This is a genomic window from Lentzea atacamensis (genome assembly GCF_003269295.1).
GTDB lineage: Bacteria > Actinomycetota > Actinomycetes > Mycobacteriales > Pseudonocardiaceae > Lentzea > Lentzea atacamensis.
Genome location: NZ_QLTT01000001.1, coordinates 246,472 through 264,730, shown reverse-complemented (window position 1 = coordinate 264,730; position 18,259 = coordinate 246,472). Strand labels below are relative to the sequence as shown.

The following is an 18,259-nucleotide window of genomic DNA, read 5'->3' as shown; positions in this document are numbered from 1 at the left end:
GGTGAACGTCATGGCGACAACAACGCAGTTACGCCGCGCCGTCACATCCAGCTTCCTCGGCAGCGTCATCGAGTACTACGACTTCCTGCTCTACGCCACGGCGTCCGCGGTGGTGTTCAACAAGGTCTTCTTCTCCTCACTCGATCCGCTGGTCGGCACCATCGCGAGCTTCGGCACGTTCGCGACCGGCTACCTCGCCCGTCCGCTCGGCGGTGTCCTCTTCGGACACTACGGCGACCTGCTGGGCCGCAAGAAGATGCTCGTGCTCACCATGAGCCTGATGGGTGTGGCGAGCTTCCTGATCGGCCTGCTGCCCACCTACGCCCAGGTCGGCTGGCTCGCTCCGGCCGGACTCGTGCTGCTGCGCGTCGTGCAGGGCATCTCGGTCGGCGGCGAGTGGGGCGGCGCGGTGCTGATGTCCGCGGAGCACGCCACCTCGCGGCGCGGGCTGTGGGCGAGTTTCACCAACGCGGGCGCGCCCTGCGGCATGGTCCTGTCCACCGTCGCCCTCAGCGGCACGGCCGCGCTGGTCGGGGAGCAGGCGTTCCTGCAGTGGGGCTGGCGGGTGCCGTTCCTGATCAGCCTGGTGCTGCTGGCCATCGGCCTGTTCGTGCGCACCAGGGTGGAGGAGACCCCGGTGTTCCAGGCCGAGAAGAAGCGCGCCTCCGTGCCGCTGATGGACGTCCTGCGCAACCACCCGCGAACGTTGCTGCTCGCCGTCGGTGTCGGTCTGTCGGCGTTCGTCGCTCAGTCCACGCTCACGACGTTCATCCTCGCGTACGGCGTGCAGGCCGGGAACACCAGGCAGACGATCCTCAACGCGCTCACGCTGTCCTCGGCGCTCGCGGTGATCGGCATCCTGGGCTGGTCGGCGGCGTCGGACAAGTTCGGCAGGCGGCCGGTGGTGCTGGCCGGTGCGGTGCTGATGGCGGCGTTCGGGTTCGCGCTGTTCCCGTTGGTGGACAACGGGCTCATCGTGCTCGCGCTGGTCGTCGGCCAGGCAGTGCTGCACCCGATGATGTACGGCCCGCTGGCGGCGCTGTACAGCGAGCTGTTCTCCACCGGCAGCCGCTACACCGGCGCCTCGCTGGGCTACCAGCTCGCCGGGCTCGGCGCGGGCCTCGCACCGCTGCTGTTCGCGCAGGTGCAGGTCTCGGCCGGCACGACCGCCATCTCGTTCATCCTCGCGGCCTTCTGCGTGCTGACCGTGCTGTGCACGCTCGCACTGCGGGAGACCAGCCGCAGCAGCCTGACAGGAGATCTGAGTGCGCAACGCGGGACTGGGGAGCTGGCCGGCGCGCCGGGCCCGGATGGCGCCCCGGCGTGAGGCGTTCACGTTCGACGGCGTCTCGACCACGTACGAGGAGGTGGACCGGCGCACCACGAAACTCGCGCGGCGCCTCGAAGAGCTCGGGGTGCGGCACGGTGACCGGGTCGCCTACCTGGGCCCGAACCACCCGTCGTTCGCGGAGACGATGTTCGCCACGCACCTGCTCGGCGCGATCTTCGTCCCGCTGAACTTCCGGCTCACCGCCGCGGAGATCGACTACCAGCTCGCGGACTGCGGTGCCCGCGTGCTGATCCACGCGCCGCGCTTCCGGTCCGACCATCCCTCGACGGTCTCGCTCGACGACTACGAGGACCGGCTCGCCGGTGGCGCGGAGGATCCGCTGGACGTGCCGGTGGCCATCGAGGACAGCGCGCTGATCCTCTACACCTCCGGCACCACCGGCAGGCCCAAGGGTGCCGTGCTCAGCCACGCCAACCTGCTGTGGAACACGTTCAACCTGATGGTCGGCGTCGACATCGCCGCCGACGAGGTCGCGCTGGTGTCCGCGCCGCTGTTCCACGTGGCGGCGCTGACCCAGACGCTGCTGCCCACGTTCGTCAAGGGCGGCCGCAGCGTGATCACCTCACGGTGGGACGTCACAGCCTGCCTGGAGCTGATCGAGCGGGAGCGGGTGACGTGGATGTTCGGCGTGTCCACGATGTACGCCGACCTCGCGGCCTCCCCGCGGTGGCGCACCGCGGATCTCAGCTCGTTGCGGGTGCTGTTGTGTGGCGGATCCGCGGTGCCGGACGCGGTCATCCGCACGTACCAGGACCGTGGCCTGGTGTTCTGCCAGGGCTACGGCCTCACCGAGACCGCGCCGGGAGCCACGTTCCTGGAGGCGGGCGACAGCGTGCGCAAGGCAGGTTCGGCGGGTGTGCCGGTGTTCCTCGGTGACGTGCGGCTGGCGGACTCCGGGGAGATCGAGGTCCAGGGCCCGAACGTCACGCCCGGCTACTGGAACGACCCGGTCGCCACGGCGAACGCGTTCACCGGCGACGGCTGGTTCCGCACCGGCGACGTCGGGCGGCTCGACGACGAGGGCTACCTCCACGTCGTCGACCGGGTCAAGGACATGTACATCTCGGGCGGGGAGAACGTGTACCCGGCCGAGGTGGAGAACGCGATCTCCGACCACCCCGACGTCGCCGAGGTCGCCGTCGTCGGGGTGCCGGACCCGCGGTGGGGCGAGGTCGGCCGCGCCTTCGTCCGCCCGCGCTCCGGCGGTTCCCTCGACCCGGCGGGACTGCGCGAGTTCCTGCTGCCCCGCCTGGCGAAGTACAAGATCCCGGTCCACGTCGACGTCGTGGCCGAACTGCCGCGCACCGGTTCGGGCAAGGTGCTCAAACCGGCTCTGCGGCGCCTGCCCCTGCCCTGATCGGGAGGCGCACGGTGAACGTGCTGCCCTGCCCCGGCGTGCTGGTCACGCCGGCGGTACCGCCGTGCGCCTCGGTCAGTTTCCGCACGATCGCGAGCCCCAGCCCGCTGCCGCCGGTGCTGCGGGCTCGCGACTTGTCCGCGCGCCAGAACCGGTCGAACACGTGCGGCAGGTCCTCGGCGGAGATCCCGGCCCCCGTGTCCGCGACCGCGATCACCACGTCGTCGTGGTCGCGTGCCGCGCTGACCGACACCGAGCCACCGGACGGCACGTAACGGAGAGCGTTCGCCACGAGGTTGTCGAGAATCTGCCGCAACCGCAACGCGTCCGCGTCGACCGTGAGCTCCTCGGCCGACACTGACAGCGCGACCCCGGCCTGCGCGGCCCGTACCTCGTGCGCCGCCCTGACCTGCTCCAGCGCGGCCCGCACCGGCACCGGCGCCACGGTCAGCCGCAACGACCCGGCGTCGGCGATCGCGAGATCCTGCAGGTCGTCCACCACGTGCTGGAGCACCAGCGCTTCCTTCATCAGCAACGTGACCAGCGCCGGGTCGAGGTCGCTCACCCCGTCCTCGGCCGCCTCCAGCCATCCTCGGATGTTGCTCAACGGCGTGCGCAGCTCGTGCGCCACATCGCTGACCATCGCCTTGCGCGCCTGCTCCAGCTGCGCCCTGTTCACGACCATCGTGTTGAACGCCCTGGTCAGGCCCGCGATCTCGTCCTGCCCGCGCACCGGCACCGGCGGGATGTCGCTGCCACCCGACAGGTGCTGCGCGGCGGCGGTCAACGCCCGCAACGGCCGCGTGATCCGGGCGCCCGCGAACGCCGCCACCCCGACCGCGACCAGCAGCACCGCGGCCGCGGCACCCACGATCTGCCAGCCGTTGCCCGACAACGAGATCGCGGTCGTCGGCGTGCCGGACGGGTTCGTCAGGTACAGCAGCACGGGCGATGCCACGTACGGCGCGAGCTGCTCCTTGCGCGACGCGGCAACGCACGCCGCGACCGCCGGCTCGTCCGGGGGCGGTGTGGCCTGCTTCTGCGCCGGGGTGTAGTCGGGGTCGAGGTCAACCGACGGCAGCGACTTGCGCGCCAGGCACGCGTTGACCAGGTCCTCCAGGTCGAGCAGGGCGTGGAAGTCGGCGGCGGTGTCGAACGGCAGCTGGTGCTCACGGCAGTCCAGCCGCGCCTGCTCCTTCTTGACCAGCCGCAGGCAGTACAACGACCCGGTCCGGTCCTCGCGGTCGCGGAAGTCGATCGGCGTGCGGAACGGCCCCAGCACCCGCTTGTCGATCCGGTCCGCCGGCGCGTCCGGCACCAGCACCGGGTCGACCGCGAGCGCGTCCACCACCGCCGCGGCCGTCGCGGGCAGCTGGCCGCCGTCACCGCCCCTGTCGGCGATCTTCCTGCCGTCCTTGGTGACGAGCGCGATGCGGCGGTGCGGGTTCTCGTCGACCAGCGAGTCGAGGTAACCGTCCACTTCGGACCAGTCGCGGTGGCCGGTGGCGTAGGCGAGCAGCGTCGCGTAGATCCTGTTGTCCGAGGCCAGCTCCCTGCCCTGCTCGCGGGCGATGGACGCCCTGGTGAGCTGGGTCGCGAGCCAGGCGGTCGCGGCGATCGAGCACACCGCGATCAGCACCACGACCACGAGCAGCCGGGTGAAGACGCTACGGCGCATCGGCGCGCCCGGCGGTGAGCTTGTAGCCGATGCCGTACACGGTGACCAGGTGCTCGGGCGTGCGGGAGTTCGTTTCGATCTTGCGGCGGAGGTTCTTCACGTGCGTGTCGATGGTGCGCGTGGTCAGGTAGCTGTCGCCGTGCATTCGGTCCAGCAGCTGTTCGCGCGTGAACACCCGGTTCACCTCCGACGCCAGCACCGCGAGCAGACCGAACTCGCCGGGCGTGCACTCGACCAGCGATCCGCGCACCGTCACCTCGTGCCGCACCGGGTCGACCACGATCGGCCCGACCCGCAGCAACGGCGCGGCCCGCGCGGCCGGACGGCGCCGCAACAACGTCCGCACCCGCGCCACCAGCTCACGCGGGCTGAACGGCTTGGTCATGTAGTCGTCCGCGCCGATCCCGAGCCCGTGCAGCAGATCGTCCTCAGTGGACCGCGCGGTCAGCATCAGCACCAGCACGTCCGAGTCCGCCCGCAAGGCGCGGCACACGTCCAGGCCGCCCAGCCCCGGCAGCATCAGGTCGAGCACGACGAGTTCGGGCCGCTGGTCGCGGACCACGTCGAGCGCGTCGCGTCCGTCGTGGACGACGACAACGCGGTGGTGATCCTGCTCCAGGTAGCGCCGAACGAGCTCGGCCTGGTTCTCGTCGTCCTCCGCGACCAGGATGAGAGCGCTCACGGGCCGAGGATACGGACGCCCTCGGGGCGGTCACCGGTTCGTCACAGGATCCTCACAAGTGCTGATCAAGATCCACGGCATGCGCAAGACAGTCATCGCAGCCGCGGTGCTCGTCGTGGTCGTCACCACCGCCGTGCTGCTGGTGGTGCGCGGCAGACCCGACGAGCCCGCCGCGGCGCCACCACCGGCGGTCAGGACCACGACCGTGCAGAAGGGCGACCTGGCGAACACCCGCGCGCTGCAGGCCAACCTCGGCTTCGGCGCGGCCAGGCCGGTCAAGGGAAGCGCCGGCACCGTCACGAAGCTGCCGGCCGCCGGACAGGTCACCGAGCTGGGCAAGGAGCTCTACCGGGTGGACGACCAGCCGGTGGTCGTGTTCTTCGGTGCCACCCCGCTGTTCCGCGCCCTGGACACACCCGGCGTCAAAGGCTCCGACGTCGCCGTCCTGATGGACAACCTCGCCGCGCTGGGCCACCAGGTCGGCACCCGTCCGCGCGACGCCACGAAGGCCGAGCTCACCCCGAGGGTCGTCGAGGCGCTGAAGAAGTGGCAGAGAACCCTCGGCGTCGAGCAGACCGGCGTGCTGCAACCCGGCCGCGTCCTCGTGCTCGACCGCCCGATGCGCGTGGCGACGGTGAAGGCCCAGCCAGGCGCCCCGGCGACCGAGGAACTGTTCGAGCTCACGCCGACCACGCGCCTGGTCACCATGCAGGTGCCCGTGTCAGAGGCGGGCGCGGTCAAGGCCGACATGCCGGTGGTCATCGTGCGCCCGGACTCCCGCGAGATCCCCGGCAAGGTCACCTCGGTCACCACCGCACCCGCCCAGGAGAACAACGGCGGCCAGAAGGTCGACGTCCTGGTCACCCCGGACAACCCGGCCGACGTCGCCGACCTCGACACCGCACCCGTCCGCCTGAAGATCACGACCGAGAGCCGGACGGGCGTGCTGACCGTGCCGCTGACCGCACTCGTCGCGTTGAAGGAGGGCGGCTACGCGGTGCAGCTGCCGGGCGGTGCCCTGAAGGCCGTGCAGACCGGCCTGTACTCGCAGGACAAGGTGGAGATCTCCGGCGACGGCATCACCGACGGCCTCGAAGTGGTGACCGCTCAATGACCCCGGTGCTCGCGCTGCGCTCGGTGAGCAAGCACTACCCCGGCGGCGTCACCGCCCTCTTCGACGTCTCCCTGCGGATCGGCGCGGGGGAGCTGGTCGCGATCGTCGGCCCGTCCGGTTCCGGCAAGTCCACCCTGCTGCACCTGGTCGGCACCCTGGACCTGCCGTCGTCGGGCACGGTGGAGATCGACGGCCAGGACGTCTCGTCGCTGTCGGACCGCCGCCTGTCCGCGCTGCGGGGGAGCCGCCTGGGTTTCGTGTTCCAGCAGTTCCACCTGTCCGACGCGTTGACCGCCGTGGAGAACGTCGCCACCGGGCTGCTGTACGCCGGTGTGCGGCGCAAGGACCGTCGCTCGCTGGCCGTGGAGGCGTTGGAACGGGTCGGGCTCGGTCATCGCACCGACCACCGGCCGCACCAGCTCTCGGGAGGGGAGCGGCAGCGCGTCGCCATCGCCCGCGCCGTGGTGAACCAACCGGCCCTGGTGCTGGCCGACGAACCGACCGGTGCCCTCGACACCGCCAACGGCCAGGCCGTGCTGGAGCTGCTGAAGGAGTTGAACGGGCAGGGGACGACGATCGCGCTGATCACGCACGATCGGGACATCGCCGCTTCGTTGCCACGTCGCGTGGAACTGCGGGATGGGCGGATCGTCGCGGACACGGGTGCGGTCGCCGACACGGGTGGCGCCGGGCAGGTCGAGCCACGTGCCGCCGGGACCTCCGCCGACACGGGTGGCGCCCACGGTGCCGGTGCGCGAGCCGCCGGGACCTCCGCCGACCCCGCAACCATCCGGTTCCCGCGCCTCACCACCGGGAGCGAGCGATGACCCGCCTCTCACCCGCCGACCTCCTCTCCCTGGGCTCCCTGGGCATCCGCACCCGCAGGCTGCGGGCCGCCCTGTCCGCCCTGGGCATCGCACTGGGCATCGCCACCGTCGTCGTGGTCACCGGCATCCCCGCCTCCAGCCAGCAGGCACTGCTCGACGAACTGACCGCGCTGGGCACGAACCTCCTGCGCGCCCAACCCGCCCCGCGCCAGGAAGACCCGGTGCTCCTCCCCGAAGCCTCCGTCGCGATGGTCCGCCGCATCGCCCCGGTGACCGCCGCCGCGGCGGTCGCGAACACGCACGTCCGGGTCCGCCGCAACGACCTGCTCGACCCCGGCCACAGCTCGGACATCACCGTCCTGGCCACCACCCCGAACTTGCTGGAAGCCGTCAACGGCCGCGTCCAGAGCGGTGAGTTCCTGCCGCGCCCGGACTTCCCGGCGGTGGTGCTCGGTCACGTCGCCGCGGCCAGGCTCGGCATCCAGGACGTCGGTGAGCAGCCCGCGGTGTTCGTGGGGGACCGCTGGTTCACCGTCGTCGGCGTGCTCGACCCGATGCCGCTCGCCCCGGACATCGAACGCTCCGTCCTCGTCGGCTGGGAGGCCGCCCGGACCTCGCTCGGCTTCGACGGCCACCCGACCGTCGTGTACGTGAAGGCCCACGAGGAGTCCATCGAGGACGTCCGCGCCGTCCTGCCCGCCACGCTCTACGGCGAGATCCCCGGCCTGGTGCAGGTGAGCCGCCCGTCCGACGCCCTGGCCGCCAAACGCGCCACCCAGAACTCCTACAGCGCGCTGTTCCTCGGCCTCGCGGGCGTCGCGTTGCTGGTCGGCGGCGTCGGCGTGGCCAACACGATGGTGATCTCCGTCCTCGAACGCCGCAGCGAGATCGGCCTCAGACGAGCCCTCGGCGCCACCCGCGGCCACATCCGCGCCCAGTTCCTCACCGAGGCGGTCCTGCTCTCCGGGCTGGGAGGTCTCGCGGGCACCGTGCTCGGCGCGGCCGGTGTCGCCGGGTACGCCGCCCTGCACCGCTGGCCGCTGGTAATTCCGTTGCCCGTCCTGGTTTCCGGCGTGCTCGCCGCGTTCGTCGTGGGCGCCGCCGCCGGCCTCTACCCCTCCATCCGCGCCGCGAGGCTCACCCCGACCCGGGCGCTCTCCGCGTGACGAAAGGAAATCCCCGATGAAGAAGGCCTCCCTGGCCCTGCTCTTGCTGACCCTGACCGCCTGCGGATCCCAGCCGGCCCAACCGCAGGTCGCGTCCATCTCGACGCCGGGCAGCAGCGCGGCACCGACCTCGGCAACCCAGGAGCAACGCCCACGCGAACGCCTCGACATGACCCCGGAGGACTACGAGGCTCTGAGCGCGCCGTACGTGCAGTGCATGAAGGAGCACGGCGTGGACAAGAAGGGCCGTTCCCCGGTGGGCAGCGGCCGGCCGGAGCCCTCCAAGGAGGAGGTCGACAAGGCGCTGAAGGTGTGCGAGCCGAAGTTCCCGCTGCCACCGTGGGAGAAGGACGTGAACAACCCGGAGGCCGTCGACTTCGCCAATCGCGTCGTGCAGTGCCTGCGCGGCAAGGGTGTCCGCTACGTCGAGGTGCACAACGAGCCGGGCGGCAACCAGGTCGGCTACGCGTTCGGCGGTCCGAACAACGACGCGGCGTCGATCTCGCTCGGCCTGGAGCACGTCAAGGAGTGCGAGATCGCGTCCTCGAAGAAGTGAGGCGGGGCCTAGACTCGGTCCAACGGATCAGCTGGGGGGCGATCTCATGGATTTCGAGCGGGAACTGGCCGACCACAGGTACTACGCGGTCTTCAAGGGCGACAGCAGAGCGTTGGAACAGGCCGCGATGCTTGTGCGGCGGCCGGCGGGCCACCGCGAGGAAGAGTATGTGGGTCACAACACGTGGGTGCACACGGACAAGCTGTACCGGCTCAACAGCGGCAGAGACTGGACCGACGACTACCTCGAGATCGGTGAAGCCGAGGCGGTCCAGCTCAAGCACATGATCGACGCGAGCATGGCAGCTCGGTGGCGCCACCACGTCGTCTCCGCCGACGGCACGCCGTTCGCCGTGGTCCTGACCGCGAAGAATCCGGAGTCGCGGGTGCGGCCGCAGCAGATCTCGCGGTACGCGTACCGAGGGCTGGAGGAGACCGATCTGCTCGACCGCCTGCCGGACGAACCGACGTGGCGCGCGGAGGAAACGGAACCGGCCGTGGCCACCGAGACCATGGCGCGGATCGAGCAGCGGTGGCGCGACGAGGCGGGTTTGACCGGCGGCTACGCGGTCTTCCGCGAACAGACCGACGTGCTGGACCTCGACTCTGCCTGCGCGGTCGTGCCGGAGCCGGCCTCAGACCACGAGTTCGCCGTGCGGCTGCACGATCACGAGGCGGAGCAGCTGACGGCGCTGATTCACCTCAGGAACGCGAAGCGGCGGGCCGAGCCGGTCGGCGACCACCAGTACTTCGCGCTCTTTCACAACGTCGAGGACGCAGTGGACGTGCGCAACGCCTACTCGGTGATCCGCTCCACGGTGCGGTCGTGGCCGCAGAAGCGGGAGACCTTCCTGCGGCCGGGGGAGTGGTTGCCGACGGCGCGGCCGGCGGGTGAACGCACGGTGCTGCCGCTCGGTGAGGCGGACCTGACTGTGGTCACGGACAGGCTCGCCGCCGGCCACCACCGCTACCTGGAGGTCCGCTGCCGGGGCAGAGGACTCGTCGCACTGCTCCGGCTCACCGGCACCACCGAGGAGTCCGCGAGCGACCAGGGCTGGGAGCGGTCCGACGTGCTCACCCGCCTGCCGGGTGAGCAGTCGTGGTTCGTCTCCGAACTGGACGAGAAAACGGCGCGCCACCGGTTCCGGCCGAGGTGATCCGCCGCGAGGAGCTGCAGCAGCTGATCAGCCGAGCAGCTCCCGCACCCGCGGCACGACCTCGGTCCCGTACAGCTCGATCGTCCGCGTCAACGACTCGTGCGACAACCCGCCGATCCCGTACTTCAGATGGAACCGGCTGGCGCGCAACGTCTTCATCGTCCTGGCCATCTTCTCCGCGACCGTCTCCGGCGACCCCACGAACAGCGCGCCGTGCGGCCCCACCTCGTGCGCGTACGACGCGGGGGTCGGCGTGGCGAACCCGCGCGTCCTGCCGAGCCGGCTGATCACGTCGAGGTAGTGCGGCCAGAACTCCTCCTGAGCCTGTTCGTCGGTCGGCGCGACGTGGCCGGGGGAGTGGATGCCGATCGGCAGCGGCGCGTGGCCGAACTTTTCCAGCGCGTGCAGGTACAGCTCGGAGAACGGGGCGAAGCGGCTGGGGTGGCCGCCGATGATCGCGAGCATCAGCGAGAAGCCGTATGACGCCGCGCGCACCACGGACTGCGGGCTGCCACCCACGCCGATCCACGTCGGGAACGGCTCGGTGAACGGGACGACGTCCTGCTCGTGCAGCGACGCGCGGGTCTTGCCCTGCCACGTCACCGGGCCGCCCTTGAGGATCTCCGCGAAGAGATGCGTCTTCTCCTCGAACAGGTCCTCGTAGTCGGCGAGGTCGTAGCCGAACAGCGGGAACGAGTCCACACTGGACCCGCGGCCCAGGATGATCTCCGCGCGGCCGTCCGACACCGCGTTCAGCGTCGAGAAGCGCTGGAACACGCGCACCGGGTCGTCCGAGCTGAGCACCGTCACGGCGGAACCCAGGTGAATGCGCGACGTCCTGGCGGCGATCGCGGCCAGCACCACGTCGGCCGCCGACAGCGGCATGTCCGGCGTGTGGTGCTCGCCGATGCCGAAGAAGTCGAGGCCCACCTGGTCGGCGAGCACACCCTGCTCGACGAGGTTGCGGATGGTCTGGGCGTGCGTCAGCGGCCTGCCCTCGGCGTCGTGGGTGACGTCGCCGAACGTGTCGAGCCCGAACGTGGTGGTCATGACATCTCCTTGGCGAGCTTCTCGAAATCGGGGCGACCGGCGTCGACGCCGAACACCGGGCTGCCGGGTTCCAGCAGGCGGCCTGCGGTCAGCGGACCCACCGGCACGGGTTCGAAACCGATGCGGGACAGGAACTCCGACACGGCGTCCAGCGCCGCGGGTGAGTCACCGGCCAGGCCGATGGCGCGGCCGTCCGGCGGTTCCATGTCCTGGTAGGCGACGTGGTTGAGCGTTTTGACGACGTGCGCGCCGACGAGCCGCGCGGCCACCTCCTCGCTCGTTCCCAACGGCTCGGCAGCGGGCGGCCAGTGGTTCATCGCGTCGATGACGACCTTGCCCGCGAACATCCCCGGTTCGAGCGTCCCGAACCGGTGCCACGGGATCGCCAGCACCACCAGGTCCGCGTCGGCGACGGCGTCGGCGGCCGCCAGCGCGACGGCACCCGGCGCCAGGAACTCGGTGATCATCGCGATCCGCGCCGGATCACCCGAGCCCGCGACGGCAACCGGGTAGCCCGCCGCGAGAGCGAGGCGCGCGAGGACGGGACCGACGTGGCCCGCACCGAGAACAGCGATCCGCACAGCACACCCACCTGGCTAGTTGACGTGTCATCCTCTTTAACCGGACTGTACCCCGGTTATTCCCGGATGACGTACCCGGCCGCCTTCTCCGGCAAGGCCACGGCGACCGGGCGGGGCCCGGACCGCATCGCCCGCACGTGGATCGAGCTGATGAACCGCCTCGGCTACGACCGGTACGTCGGCGCAGGGCGGCGACTGGGGCGCGTTGATCGTGGACCTGATGGCGCTGCGGAGGCCCGCCGGGTTGCTCGGCGTGCACACGAACCTGCCCGGCGCAGTCCCCGTCGACGTCGACAACGCCGCCCGCGCCGGTGGGCCACAGCCTCCCGGCCTGCGGGGAGACGAGCTCAAGGCGTGGCAGGACGTGCTCTTCCGGTACAGCAAGGGACAGGCTTATGCGCGGATGATGGGCCTGCGCCCGCAGACGCTGAGCGCGTTCGCGGACTCCCCGGTCGGGCTGGCGTCGTTCATGATCGACCACAACCTGGCCAGCCTCGCGCTGATCGCCAGGGCGTTCGACGGCGGGAGAGAAGGCCTGACCCGCCAGGACGTCGTCGAGAACATCTCGCTGTACTGGCTGACCGGCACCGCGATCTCCTCGGCCCGCCTGTCCTGGGAGAGCAAGTAGTCGGTGATCGCCGCCAAGGGCGTCACGCTGCCGGTCGCGGTCAGCGTGTTCCCCGAGGAGGTCTACCAGGCGCCACGCAGCTGGGCGCAGAGGGCGTATCCGAACCTGATCCACTACAACCGGGCCGAGGCGGGCGGGCACTTCGCGGCGTGGGAACAGCCGCGGCTCTTCTCCGCGGAGATCCGGGCGGGTTTCCGTCCGCTGCGCTAGCTTTCAGCCCATGTGGGACGGTGGTGACGCGTACGAACGCTACGTGGGCAGGTGGAGCCGGCCGGTCGCGGCGGAGTTCCTGCGCTGGCTGGACGTTCCGCCCGGCCGGACATGGCTCGACGTCGGCTGCGGCACCGGCGCGCTGACCGAGACCGTGCTGGCCGAGGCGCACCCGGCGGCGGTCGTCGGCGTCGACCCGTCCGCGGCGTTCCTGGCCCTCGCCAGGCAACGCGTGCCGGGCGCGGAGTTCGAGGTCGGCACCGCGGTCGACCTGGGCGACCGCACCGCCGACGTGGTGGTGAGCGGGCTCGTGCTCACCTTCGTGCCCGACGTCGCCCGTGCCGTGGCGGAGTTCGCGCGGGTGGCCCCGTACGTGGGGTCGTACCTGTGGGACTACCGCAGCGGCATGCAGATGATGCGCCTGTTCTGGGACGCCGCGAAGGACGTGGACCCCGGCGCCGAGTCCCAGGACGAGGGCCTGCGCTTCGCCGACGTGAGCGACCCCGACCCGTTGCGCGCGTTGTGGACCGGCGCCGGGCTGAAGGACGTCGAGGTGACCGGCATCGTGGTGCCCACCGTGTTCCGCGACTTCGCCGACTTCTGGGAACCGTTCGAGGGCGGCACCGGTGCGGCACCCGCCTACGCCGCGACCCTGCCCGCGGAGCAGCGCGCGGAGATCCGCGAACTGCTCCGCTCCCGTCTCCCTCAGCAGGGCCCCATCGAGCTCACGGCCAGGGCGTGGGCCGTCAGAGGCGTGCGCTGAGGAACCGCTCCAGGTGCGGGTTCACGTCGGCGGCGTGGGTGAGGCTCAGGAAGTGCGCGCCACCCTCGATCGTGACGAGCGGCTCGGCCTTGGGCAGCGCCTCGGCCTTCGCGACGGGACAGGCGAGATCGGCCGTGTCGTGCAGCACGAGCACGGGCGCGGTGATCTCCCCGGCGCGGTCCAGAATGCCGTCGCGGCTGACCAGGGCGTTCGAGATCAACCGCAGCCGGTCGGGCTCGACGGCGCTCCACTTCGGCGTCCACTCCGAAGGGTCGTGGTCGCCCAGGCAGATCTTGGCCGTCGCCTCGACCACCGTGTCCGGTCCCTGTGCGATCCACACCTCGGTGAGCAGGTCGTACGTGGCGGCGATCTGCTCGTCCTCCGGTTCACCGGACGTGCCCAGCACCGCCAGCGCGGTGATCCGTTCCGGTGCCGGCAACGCCATTCTGATCGCGATGAACCCGCCCTGGCTCGTCCCGACGACAGCCGCGTCGCCGATACCCAGCGCGTCGAGCACCGCGAGCGCGTCCCCGGCCACGTCCCAGTGGTCGAACGGCCCGGTCGCCGGCGTCCCACCGTGGCCGCGTTCGTCGATCGGGATCAGCCGGTAGTCCCGCCCGAACGCCTCGACCTGCGGCGCCCACATCGTGACGTCCATCAGAAAGCTGTGCAGCAACACGACCGCGGGACCGTCACCGCCGTCGTCCACATAGGACACCAGCTGCCCGTCGCCTGTCGTGATCATCGCCACGCAACACCTCGTGTCTCGCACAGTGGATCATTGCCGCCGACACGGCAGCTCCCCCATGCGCGGAGGCGCTGTTGATGATCGCCCCCACACCCGGAACCGTCGCTGTGCGGCGTGGACGCACGCGATGGCCAGAATGACATTTCCGGATTCACGAAAGGATAGGCTCGCCTAATTCATTTCGAATTGCGGGCCTTCTGCCGTGGTGGCATCGTCCGATTCACCGAACCTTTCCCACCACGGCAGGAGCGGACATGACCACTCTCGAGAACCCGGCGATGCCCGCCGTCCACGATTGCACCGTGAGCGACTGCTCGTACAACCACGACGGCTGTCACGCCTTCGCGATCACCGTGCGCGGCGACAACGGCGAGGCGGACTGCGGCACCTTCATCCCGCTGAGCACCAAGGGCGGTCTGGAGAAGGTCGTGGCGCAGGTGGGTGCCTGCTCTCGCACGGACTGCGTGCACAACTCCTCGCTCGAGTGCACGGCGCAGAGCGTGCGCGTCGGCCCCGGCCAGGGCGGCCACCACGCGAACTGCCTCACCTACCAGCCCCGCTAGGCCTCGTCGTCCTTCCGGTCCACGGCGCGGCCGAGCTCCCGCAGGCCGACGTTGACCGCGATGATCGCGACGGTGCCGGCCGCCGCCACGACGTGCAGCCCGGCACCCGCCAGTGAGCCCACCGCGGCCGCGCACCACAGCGTGGCCGCGGTGTTCAGCCCGCGCACCGACAACCCGTCGCGCAGGATCACGCCCGCGCCCAGGAACCCGATGCCGGACACGACCTGTGCGGCGACCCGCGTGGGGTCGCCCTGGCCGTCGAAACCCTGTGCGGACAGCAGCACGAACAGCGCGGCCCCTACCGCCACGAGGGCGTTGGTGCGCAGGCCCGCCATGCGCGAGCGGTACTGCCGCTCGAAACCGATCAACGCGCCGAGGCCCATGCTCTCGGCAATCCGCAGCGTCATGTCGAAGACGTGCATCGTGTGACTCCCCTTGTCAGGGGTGTGCGTCACACGCCAGAACTCAAGCGTGCACGAGGTGAGAGGACTCGCGCGGGCTACTGTCGCCTGGCATGTGTCGCTCACCTCGCTTCCTCGTGTCCGGCCGGCAAGACCGGCTCACGTTACCGAACAGCCGGTGAGGCCGCGGTGAGAGTGGGACGGACGTCTCACTCCCAGAAGAAGTAGTTGTGCTCGAACACCAGGCGATGTTCTTCACGCGAGCCGCCGAGCGCGCGCAGGGTCTCGTCGAGCATCGCGGTCACGTTGGGCCACACGGGTTCGCCGTCCGCGCCGCTGTACTTGCCCCACTCCATCACGCAGCCGTGCCGCGCACCGGCACGCAGATCCACGAACAGCTCGTACCCGGCGCCGTCCCCGGCCACCGGCAGCCACGCGGGCAGCCACAGGTCCACGCACGGCGTCCCTGCCGGTGCCCGCAGCGCCGTCGCCTCGAAGTCCTTCTCCTCGTCCGGCGTGGCGAAGGCGATCCCGCTGATGGCCTCGATCATCTGCGTCCGCAGCCGGAGCGCGTCGTCAAGCCCGTGCGGCTGCCAGTGCGGCGGGACGATCGGCCAGTGGGTGTAGGTTTCCGCGATGCCGCCGAACTGGCGCCACCACGTGACGAGATCGGCGGGCAGCGGAAACCCGAGTGTCTCTTCCGCTGCGGCGATGTCCGCCTCCGACGCGGGCGGCAGCAGGGCGGCGTACAGCTTCGGCGCCTTCTCGCGGGCCCAGCTCTCGATGCCAGTCCAGCTCATCCGCCGAAATCTAGAGCATCGCGAGCGGTTCGGGACCGTCCGGAGGGGGAAAGGCCCTGTCCAGGTCGGCCAAGTCCTCTGAGGACAGTCGCAACGACAGTGCCGCGGCGTTCTCCCGGACGTGCTCGGCCGAGCCCGCCTTGGGGATCGCGTTCACGTGCGGCAGCCGCAGCACCCACGCCAGGGCCACCTGAGCGGGCGTGGCGTCGTGGCGGCGCGCGACCTCCGCCAGCACCGGCGAGCTCAGCAACCTGCCCTGTTCGACAGGGGAGTAGGCCATGATCGGCATCCCGGCGGAGGCGTGCCACGGCAACAGGTCGTGCTCGGGGCCGCGCCGCGAGAGGTTGTAGAGGATCTGGTTGGTCTGGCAGAAGCCCGGCAGCGCCGTCAGCTCGCGCATGTCGGCCAGGTCGAAGTTGCTGACGCCCCAGTACCGGATCTTGCCCGCCGCGACCAGCCCGGCGAAGGCCTCGACGGTCCTGGCGAGCGGCACGCTGCCGCGCCAGTGCAGCAGGTACAGGTCGAGGCGGTCGGTGCCCAGGCGGCGCAGGCTGTCCTCGCACGCGCGCACGGTGCCTTTGGCGGAGGCGTTGGACGGCAGCACCTTCGACACCAGGAACACCTCGTCGCGGCGGCCCCGCACGGCCTCGCCGACGAGTGCCTCTGACTCCCCGTTCCCGTACATCTCGGCGGTGTCGACCAGCGTCAGCCCGAGATCGAGGCCCGCACGCAACGCGGCGATCTCGTCGGCGCGCCTGGACGGCTTCTCGGCCATCATCCACGTGCCCATGCCGAGTGCGGGGATGGTCTCACCAGAGGGCAGCGCGACAGTCATGCGCTCCAGCTTGCCGGGTACGTTGGACGGATGCGACGTGCGGGCCTCATCTTCCTCGTCCTGCTCGTCGCCGCGCTGGCCGTGCTGGCCCATCTCGCCGAGATCCCCGACGGTGCGAGGCTGCGTGAGCTCGTGGACGACGCGGGGAACGCGGCGCCGGTGGTCTTCGTCGCCGTCTGCGCGCTCGGCACGGCGGTGTTCTTCCCGAAACCCGTGCTCGCCACGGCGGCCGGACTGCTGTTCGGCGTGGCGTGGGGGAGTGTGCTCGCGATCGCCGGGTTCACCGCGGGCGCGATGATCGCGTTCGGCATCGCCCGCGGGCTCGGCAGGAACGCGGTCAAGGGATGGCTGGGGGAGCGGCTGCACACCCTGGAGGAGGTGTTCGCGCGCCGGGGTGTCGAGGCGACGCTCGTGGTCAGGCTGCTGCCGGTCCTGCCGTTCACGCTGGCCAACTACGGCGCGGGCGTCACGTCCGTGCGCGCACGGGACTTCGCGCTCGGCACGGCGCTGGGCCTGGTGCCGTCGACCGTGCTGGCCGCGGTGCTCGGTGACGCCCTGAGCGACCTGGGGTCACCTCGGTCGATCGTGGCGCTGTCGGTCTGGGCCGTGCTCGCGGCCATCGGCCTGTGGTGGGGCAGGGAACTGGTGCGCGGCAAGCCGGCGCGGCAGGAGACCTGACCCCGCACGAACCATCACTCGTGGTGCGGGGTCAGCGGCAGACTCTGGCTTGTGCGATGCAGCACGTCGTCGAGCGCGGCCTGGTCGCGGCGCAGGCTGTCGGCGATCGGCGCCGTGCTCCGCGCCTGCAGGAACAACGCGCTGGCTTCGCGGTACTCGGCCGATGCGCCGCAGGCACCACCCGAGCAGGCTGATCCCATCGGGGCTGAGGTGAACCCCGCGGCGGAGCCGTTTGGCGATCTTGACGTACTCCGCCTTCGTCTCGGCCGGTCGGTGCTCGGCGAACAGGGTTTCCCCGTGCTGCACGGCCAGGTCGATGCTGGCCGGCCATGTCTGGCAGGCCTCCTCGACGACGGTCAGCGCCGTGCTGGGGTCGCCGGCCAGACGTAGCGACCGCGGGACGACGTAGAGCCGGTCCGGATCGCGCTCCAGCACGGGAAGGGCGAGCAGGGCGTGGCTGGACGCCGCCTCCCACGCGCCGGCGCGCGCCCAGACGAGCGCGCACAACGCCGTGGCGAGGGGATCGTCGTCATGGATGGCACGGGCGACCACGCCCACCGCCTCGTCCCGCCCGTCGGCGGCGAGCAACCCCGGACGGCGCTCGATCGCCCGCCGCAGGTGTTCCTGAGCGGCCTCGACGTCACAACCCGAGGTTCGAGAGCCGGCGACGCGGCGTTACGGCCGGTGAGGGGTCCTGACACGCAAAAAGCCGCCCCGGCGGGAGACCGGGACGGCTTGAAGCGTCTGTGATGGGTCAGGCCGTGCGGGTGCGGCGTCCGCGCAGCTCTTCGAGGCGCTCGTCGAGCAGCTCCTCGAGCTCGGGGATCGACCGGCGCTCCAGGAGCATGTCCCAGTGCGTGCGCGGCGGCTTGACCTTCTTCACCTCCGGCTCGACGCCATCGATGATCTTCGACTCGGTGCCGTGGAGACGGCATTCCCAGGTCGGCGGCAGTTCGGCGTCGTCGGAGAAGGGGACCTCGAAGTCGTGTCCCTTCGGACAGGCGTACCGCGCTGCCCGGCGCGGAGCGAGATCGTGGTTGCGGTCGGTCTCGTAGCTGACTGCTCCGAGCCGGCTGCCACGCAAAACGCGGTCGGCCATGGCGGTGTCCTTTCGC

General features: G+C 70.9%; 21 protein-coding genes and 1 pseudogene. 12 read left to right on the top strand and 10 right to left on the bottom strand.

Going from position 1 to position 18,259, the window contains the following annotated elements:
- The first annotated feature begins 10 nt into the window (after window positions 1-10).
- Window positions 11-1,327 (top strand): MFS transporter, encoded by a 1,317-nt coding sequence (locus C8D87_RS01415; RefSeq protein WP_112226198.1) that lies wholly within the window; start codon window positions 11-13, stop codon window positions 1,325-1,327.
- Window positions 1,266-2,708, top strand: coding sequence for an acyl-CoA synthetase (locus C8D87_RS01410; protein WP_112225241.1), 1,443 nt, complete (start codon window positions 1,266-1,268; stop codon window positions 2,706-2,708). Before C8D87_RS01415 ends, C8D87_RS01410 begins: the two co-directional genes overlap by 62 nt.
- Here the strand turns inward: C8D87_RS01410 and C8D87_RS01405 are convergent.
- A complete protein-coding gene (locus C8D87_RS01405) occupies window positions 2,674-4,386 on the bottom strand; it encodes a sensor histidine kinase (RefSeq protein ID WP_112225240.1) in 1,713 nt (570 codons plus the stop codon). The two genes, C8D87_RS01410 and C8D87_RS01405, sit on opposite strands and share 35 nt — an antisense overlap.
- A complete protein-coding gene (locus tag C8D87_RS01400; RefSeq protein ID WP_112225239.1) occupies window positions 4,376-5,068 on the bottom strand; it encodes a response regulator transcription factor in 693 nt (230 codons plus the stop codon). The genes C8D87_RS01405 and C8D87_RS01400 overlap by 11 nt, the downstream gene beginning before the upstream one ends.
- A gap of 79 nt (window positions 5,069-5,147) precedes the next feature.
- Here C8D87_RS01400 and C8D87_RS01395 point away from each other — a divergent pair, with 79 nt between their 5' ends.
- From C8D87_RS01395 to C8D87_RS01375, 5 genes and pseudogenes are all read left to right on the top strand, one after another.
- Window positions 5,148-6,182: an efflux RND transporter periplasmic adaptor subunit gene (locus tag C8D87_RS01395; RefSeq protein ID WP_146771597.1), complete on the top strand. Its 1,035-nt coding sequence runs from the start codon at window positions 5,148-5,150 to the stop codon at window positions 6,180-6,182.
- A pseudogene (locus tag C8D87_RS01390) lies at window positions 6,179-6,847 on the top strand (ABC transporter ATP-binding protein); the annotation flags it as partial. The gene C8D87_RS01395 and the pseudogene C8D87_RS01390, both read left to right, overlap by 4 nt.
- A gap of 158 nt (window positions 6,848-7,005) precedes the next feature.
- Complete coding sequence (locus C8D87_RS01385; protein WP_112225236.1) at window positions 7,006-8,175, top strand: ABC transporter permease; 1,170 nt, start codon at window positions 7,006-7,008, stop codon at window positions 8,173-8,175.
- Between the two features lie 16 nt (window positions 8,176-8,191).
- A complete protein-coding gene (locus tag C8D87_RS01380) occupies window positions 8,192-8,731 on the top strand; it encodes a hypothetical protein (protein WP_112225235.1) in 540 nt (179 codons plus the stop codon).
- 46 nt (window positions 8,732-8,777) lie between these two features.
- A complete protein-coding gene (locus C8D87_RS01375; RefSeq protein WP_112225234.1) occupies window positions 8,778-9,887 on the top strand; it encodes a hypothetical protein in 1,110 nt (369 codons plus the stop codon).
- Window positions 9,888-9,914: 27 nt separating this feature from the next.
- On the opposite strand, the gene C8D87_RS01370 is transcribed toward C8D87_RS01375, so the two are convergent.
- Complete coding sequence (locus C8D87_RS01370) at window positions 9,915-10,937, bottom strand: LLM class flavin-dependent oxidoreductase (protein WP_112225233.1); 1,023 nt, start codon at window positions 10,935-10,937, stop codon at window positions 9,915-9,917.
- Window positions 10,934-11,518, bottom strand: coding sequence for an NADPH-dependent F420 reductase (locus C8D87_RS01365; RefSeq protein WP_112225232.1), 585 nt, complete (start codon window positions 11,516-11,518; stop codon window positions 10,934-10,936). The genes C8D87_RS01370 and C8D87_RS01365 overlap by 4 nt, the downstream gene beginning before the upstream one ends.
- A gap of 220 nt (window positions 11,519-11,738) precedes the next feature.
- Between C8D87_RS01365 and C8D87_RS01360 the strand changes: the two genes are divergently transcribed.
- From C8D87_RS01360 to C8D87_RS01350, 3 genes are read left to right on the top strand one after another with little or no spacing between them, the layout of a single operon-like run.
- Window positions 11,739-12,146, top strand: coding sequence for a hypothetical protein (locus C8D87_RS01360; protein WP_146771596.1), 408 nt, complete (start codon window positions 11,739-11,741; stop codon window positions 12,144-12,146).
- Between the two features lie 3 nt (window positions 12,147-12,149).
- Window positions 12,150-12,356 carry a hypothetical protein gene (locus C8D87_RS01355; RefSeq protein ID WP_112225230.1) on the top strand — a complete coding sequence of 69 codons (207 nt, stop codon included), beginning with the start codon at window positions 12,150-12,152 and terminating at the stop codon, window positions 12,354-12,356.
- A gap of 10 nt (window positions 12,357-12,366) precedes the next feature.
- Window positions 12,367-13,119: a class I SAM-dependent methyltransferase gene (locus tag C8D87_RS01350; RefSeq protein WP_112225229.1), complete on the top strand. Its 753-nt coding sequence runs from the start codon at window positions 12,367-12,369 to the stop codon at window positions 13,117-13,119.
- Here C8D87_RS01350 and C8D87_RS01345 read toward each other — a convergent pair.
- Complete coding sequence (locus C8D87_RS01345) at window positions 13,103-13,864, bottom strand: alpha/beta fold hydrolase (protein WP_112225228.1); 762 nt, start codon at window positions 13,862-13,864, stop codon at window positions 13,103-13,105. The genes C8D87_RS01350 and C8D87_RS01345 overlap by 17 nt on opposite strands.
- A 257-nt stretch (window positions 13,865-14,121) precedes the next feature.
- Between C8D87_RS01345 and C8D87_RS01340 the strand changes: the two genes are divergently transcribed.
- On the top strand, window positions 14,122-14,430 hold the full coding sequence (locus C8D87_RS01340) for a DUF1540 domain-containing protein (protein ID WP_112225227.1): 309 nt from the start codon (window positions 14,122-14,124) through the stop codon (window positions 14,428-14,430).
- Here C8D87_RS01340 and C8D87_RS01335 read toward each other — a convergent pair.
- From C8D87_RS01335 to C8D87_RS01325, 3 genes are all read right to left on the bottom strand, one after another.
- On the bottom strand, window positions 14,427-14,852 hold the full coding sequence (locus C8D87_RS01335) for an MgtC/SapB family protein (RefSeq protein ID WP_109636909.1): 426 nt from the start codon (window positions 14,850-14,852) through the stop codon (window positions 14,427-14,429). The genes C8D87_RS01340 and C8D87_RS01335 overlap by 4 nt on opposite strands.
- Window positions 14,853-15,040: 188 nt before the next feature.
- Complete coding sequence (locus C8D87_RS01330) at window positions 15,041-15,631, bottom strand: SMI1/KNR4 family protein (RefSeq protein WP_112225226.1); 591 nt, start codon at window positions 15,629-15,631, stop codon at window positions 15,041-15,043.
- A 10-nt stretch (window positions 15,632-15,641) separates the two neighbouring features.
- A complete protein-coding gene (locus tag C8D87_RS01325; RefSeq protein ID WP_112225225.1) occupies window positions 15,642-16,466 on the bottom strand; it encodes an aldo/keto reductase in 825 nt (274 codons plus the stop codon).
- A gap of 30 nt (window positions 16,467-16,496) precedes the next feature.
- Between C8D87_RS01325 and C8D87_RS01320 the strand changes: the two genes are divergently transcribed.
- Window positions 16,497-17,144 (top strand): TVP38/TMEM64 family protein, encoded by a 648-nt coding sequence (locus tag C8D87_RS01320; RefSeq protein WP_112225224.1) that lies wholly within the window; start codon window positions 16,497-16,499, stop codon window positions 17,142-17,144.
- A gap of 14 nt (window positions 17,145-17,158) precedes the next feature.
- On the opposite strand, the gene C8D87_RS01315 is transcribed toward C8D87_RS01320, so the two are convergent.
- Both C8D87_RS01315 and C8D87_RS01310 read right to left on the bottom strand, forming a co-directional pair.
- Complete coding sequence (locus C8D87_RS01315) at window positions 17,159-17,344, bottom strand: hypothetical protein (RefSeq protein ID WP_112225223.1); 186 nt, start codon at window positions 17,342-17,344, stop codon at window positions 17,159-17,161.
- A gap of 554 nt (window positions 17,345-17,898) precedes the next feature.
- On the bottom strand, window positions 17,899-18,243 hold the full coding sequence (locus tag C8D87_RS01310; protein WP_030466135.1) for an RNA polymerase-binding protein RbpA: 345 nt from the start codon (window positions 18,241-18,243) through the stop codon (window positions 17,899-17,901).
- Window positions 18,244-18,259: the final 16 nt, after the last annotated feature.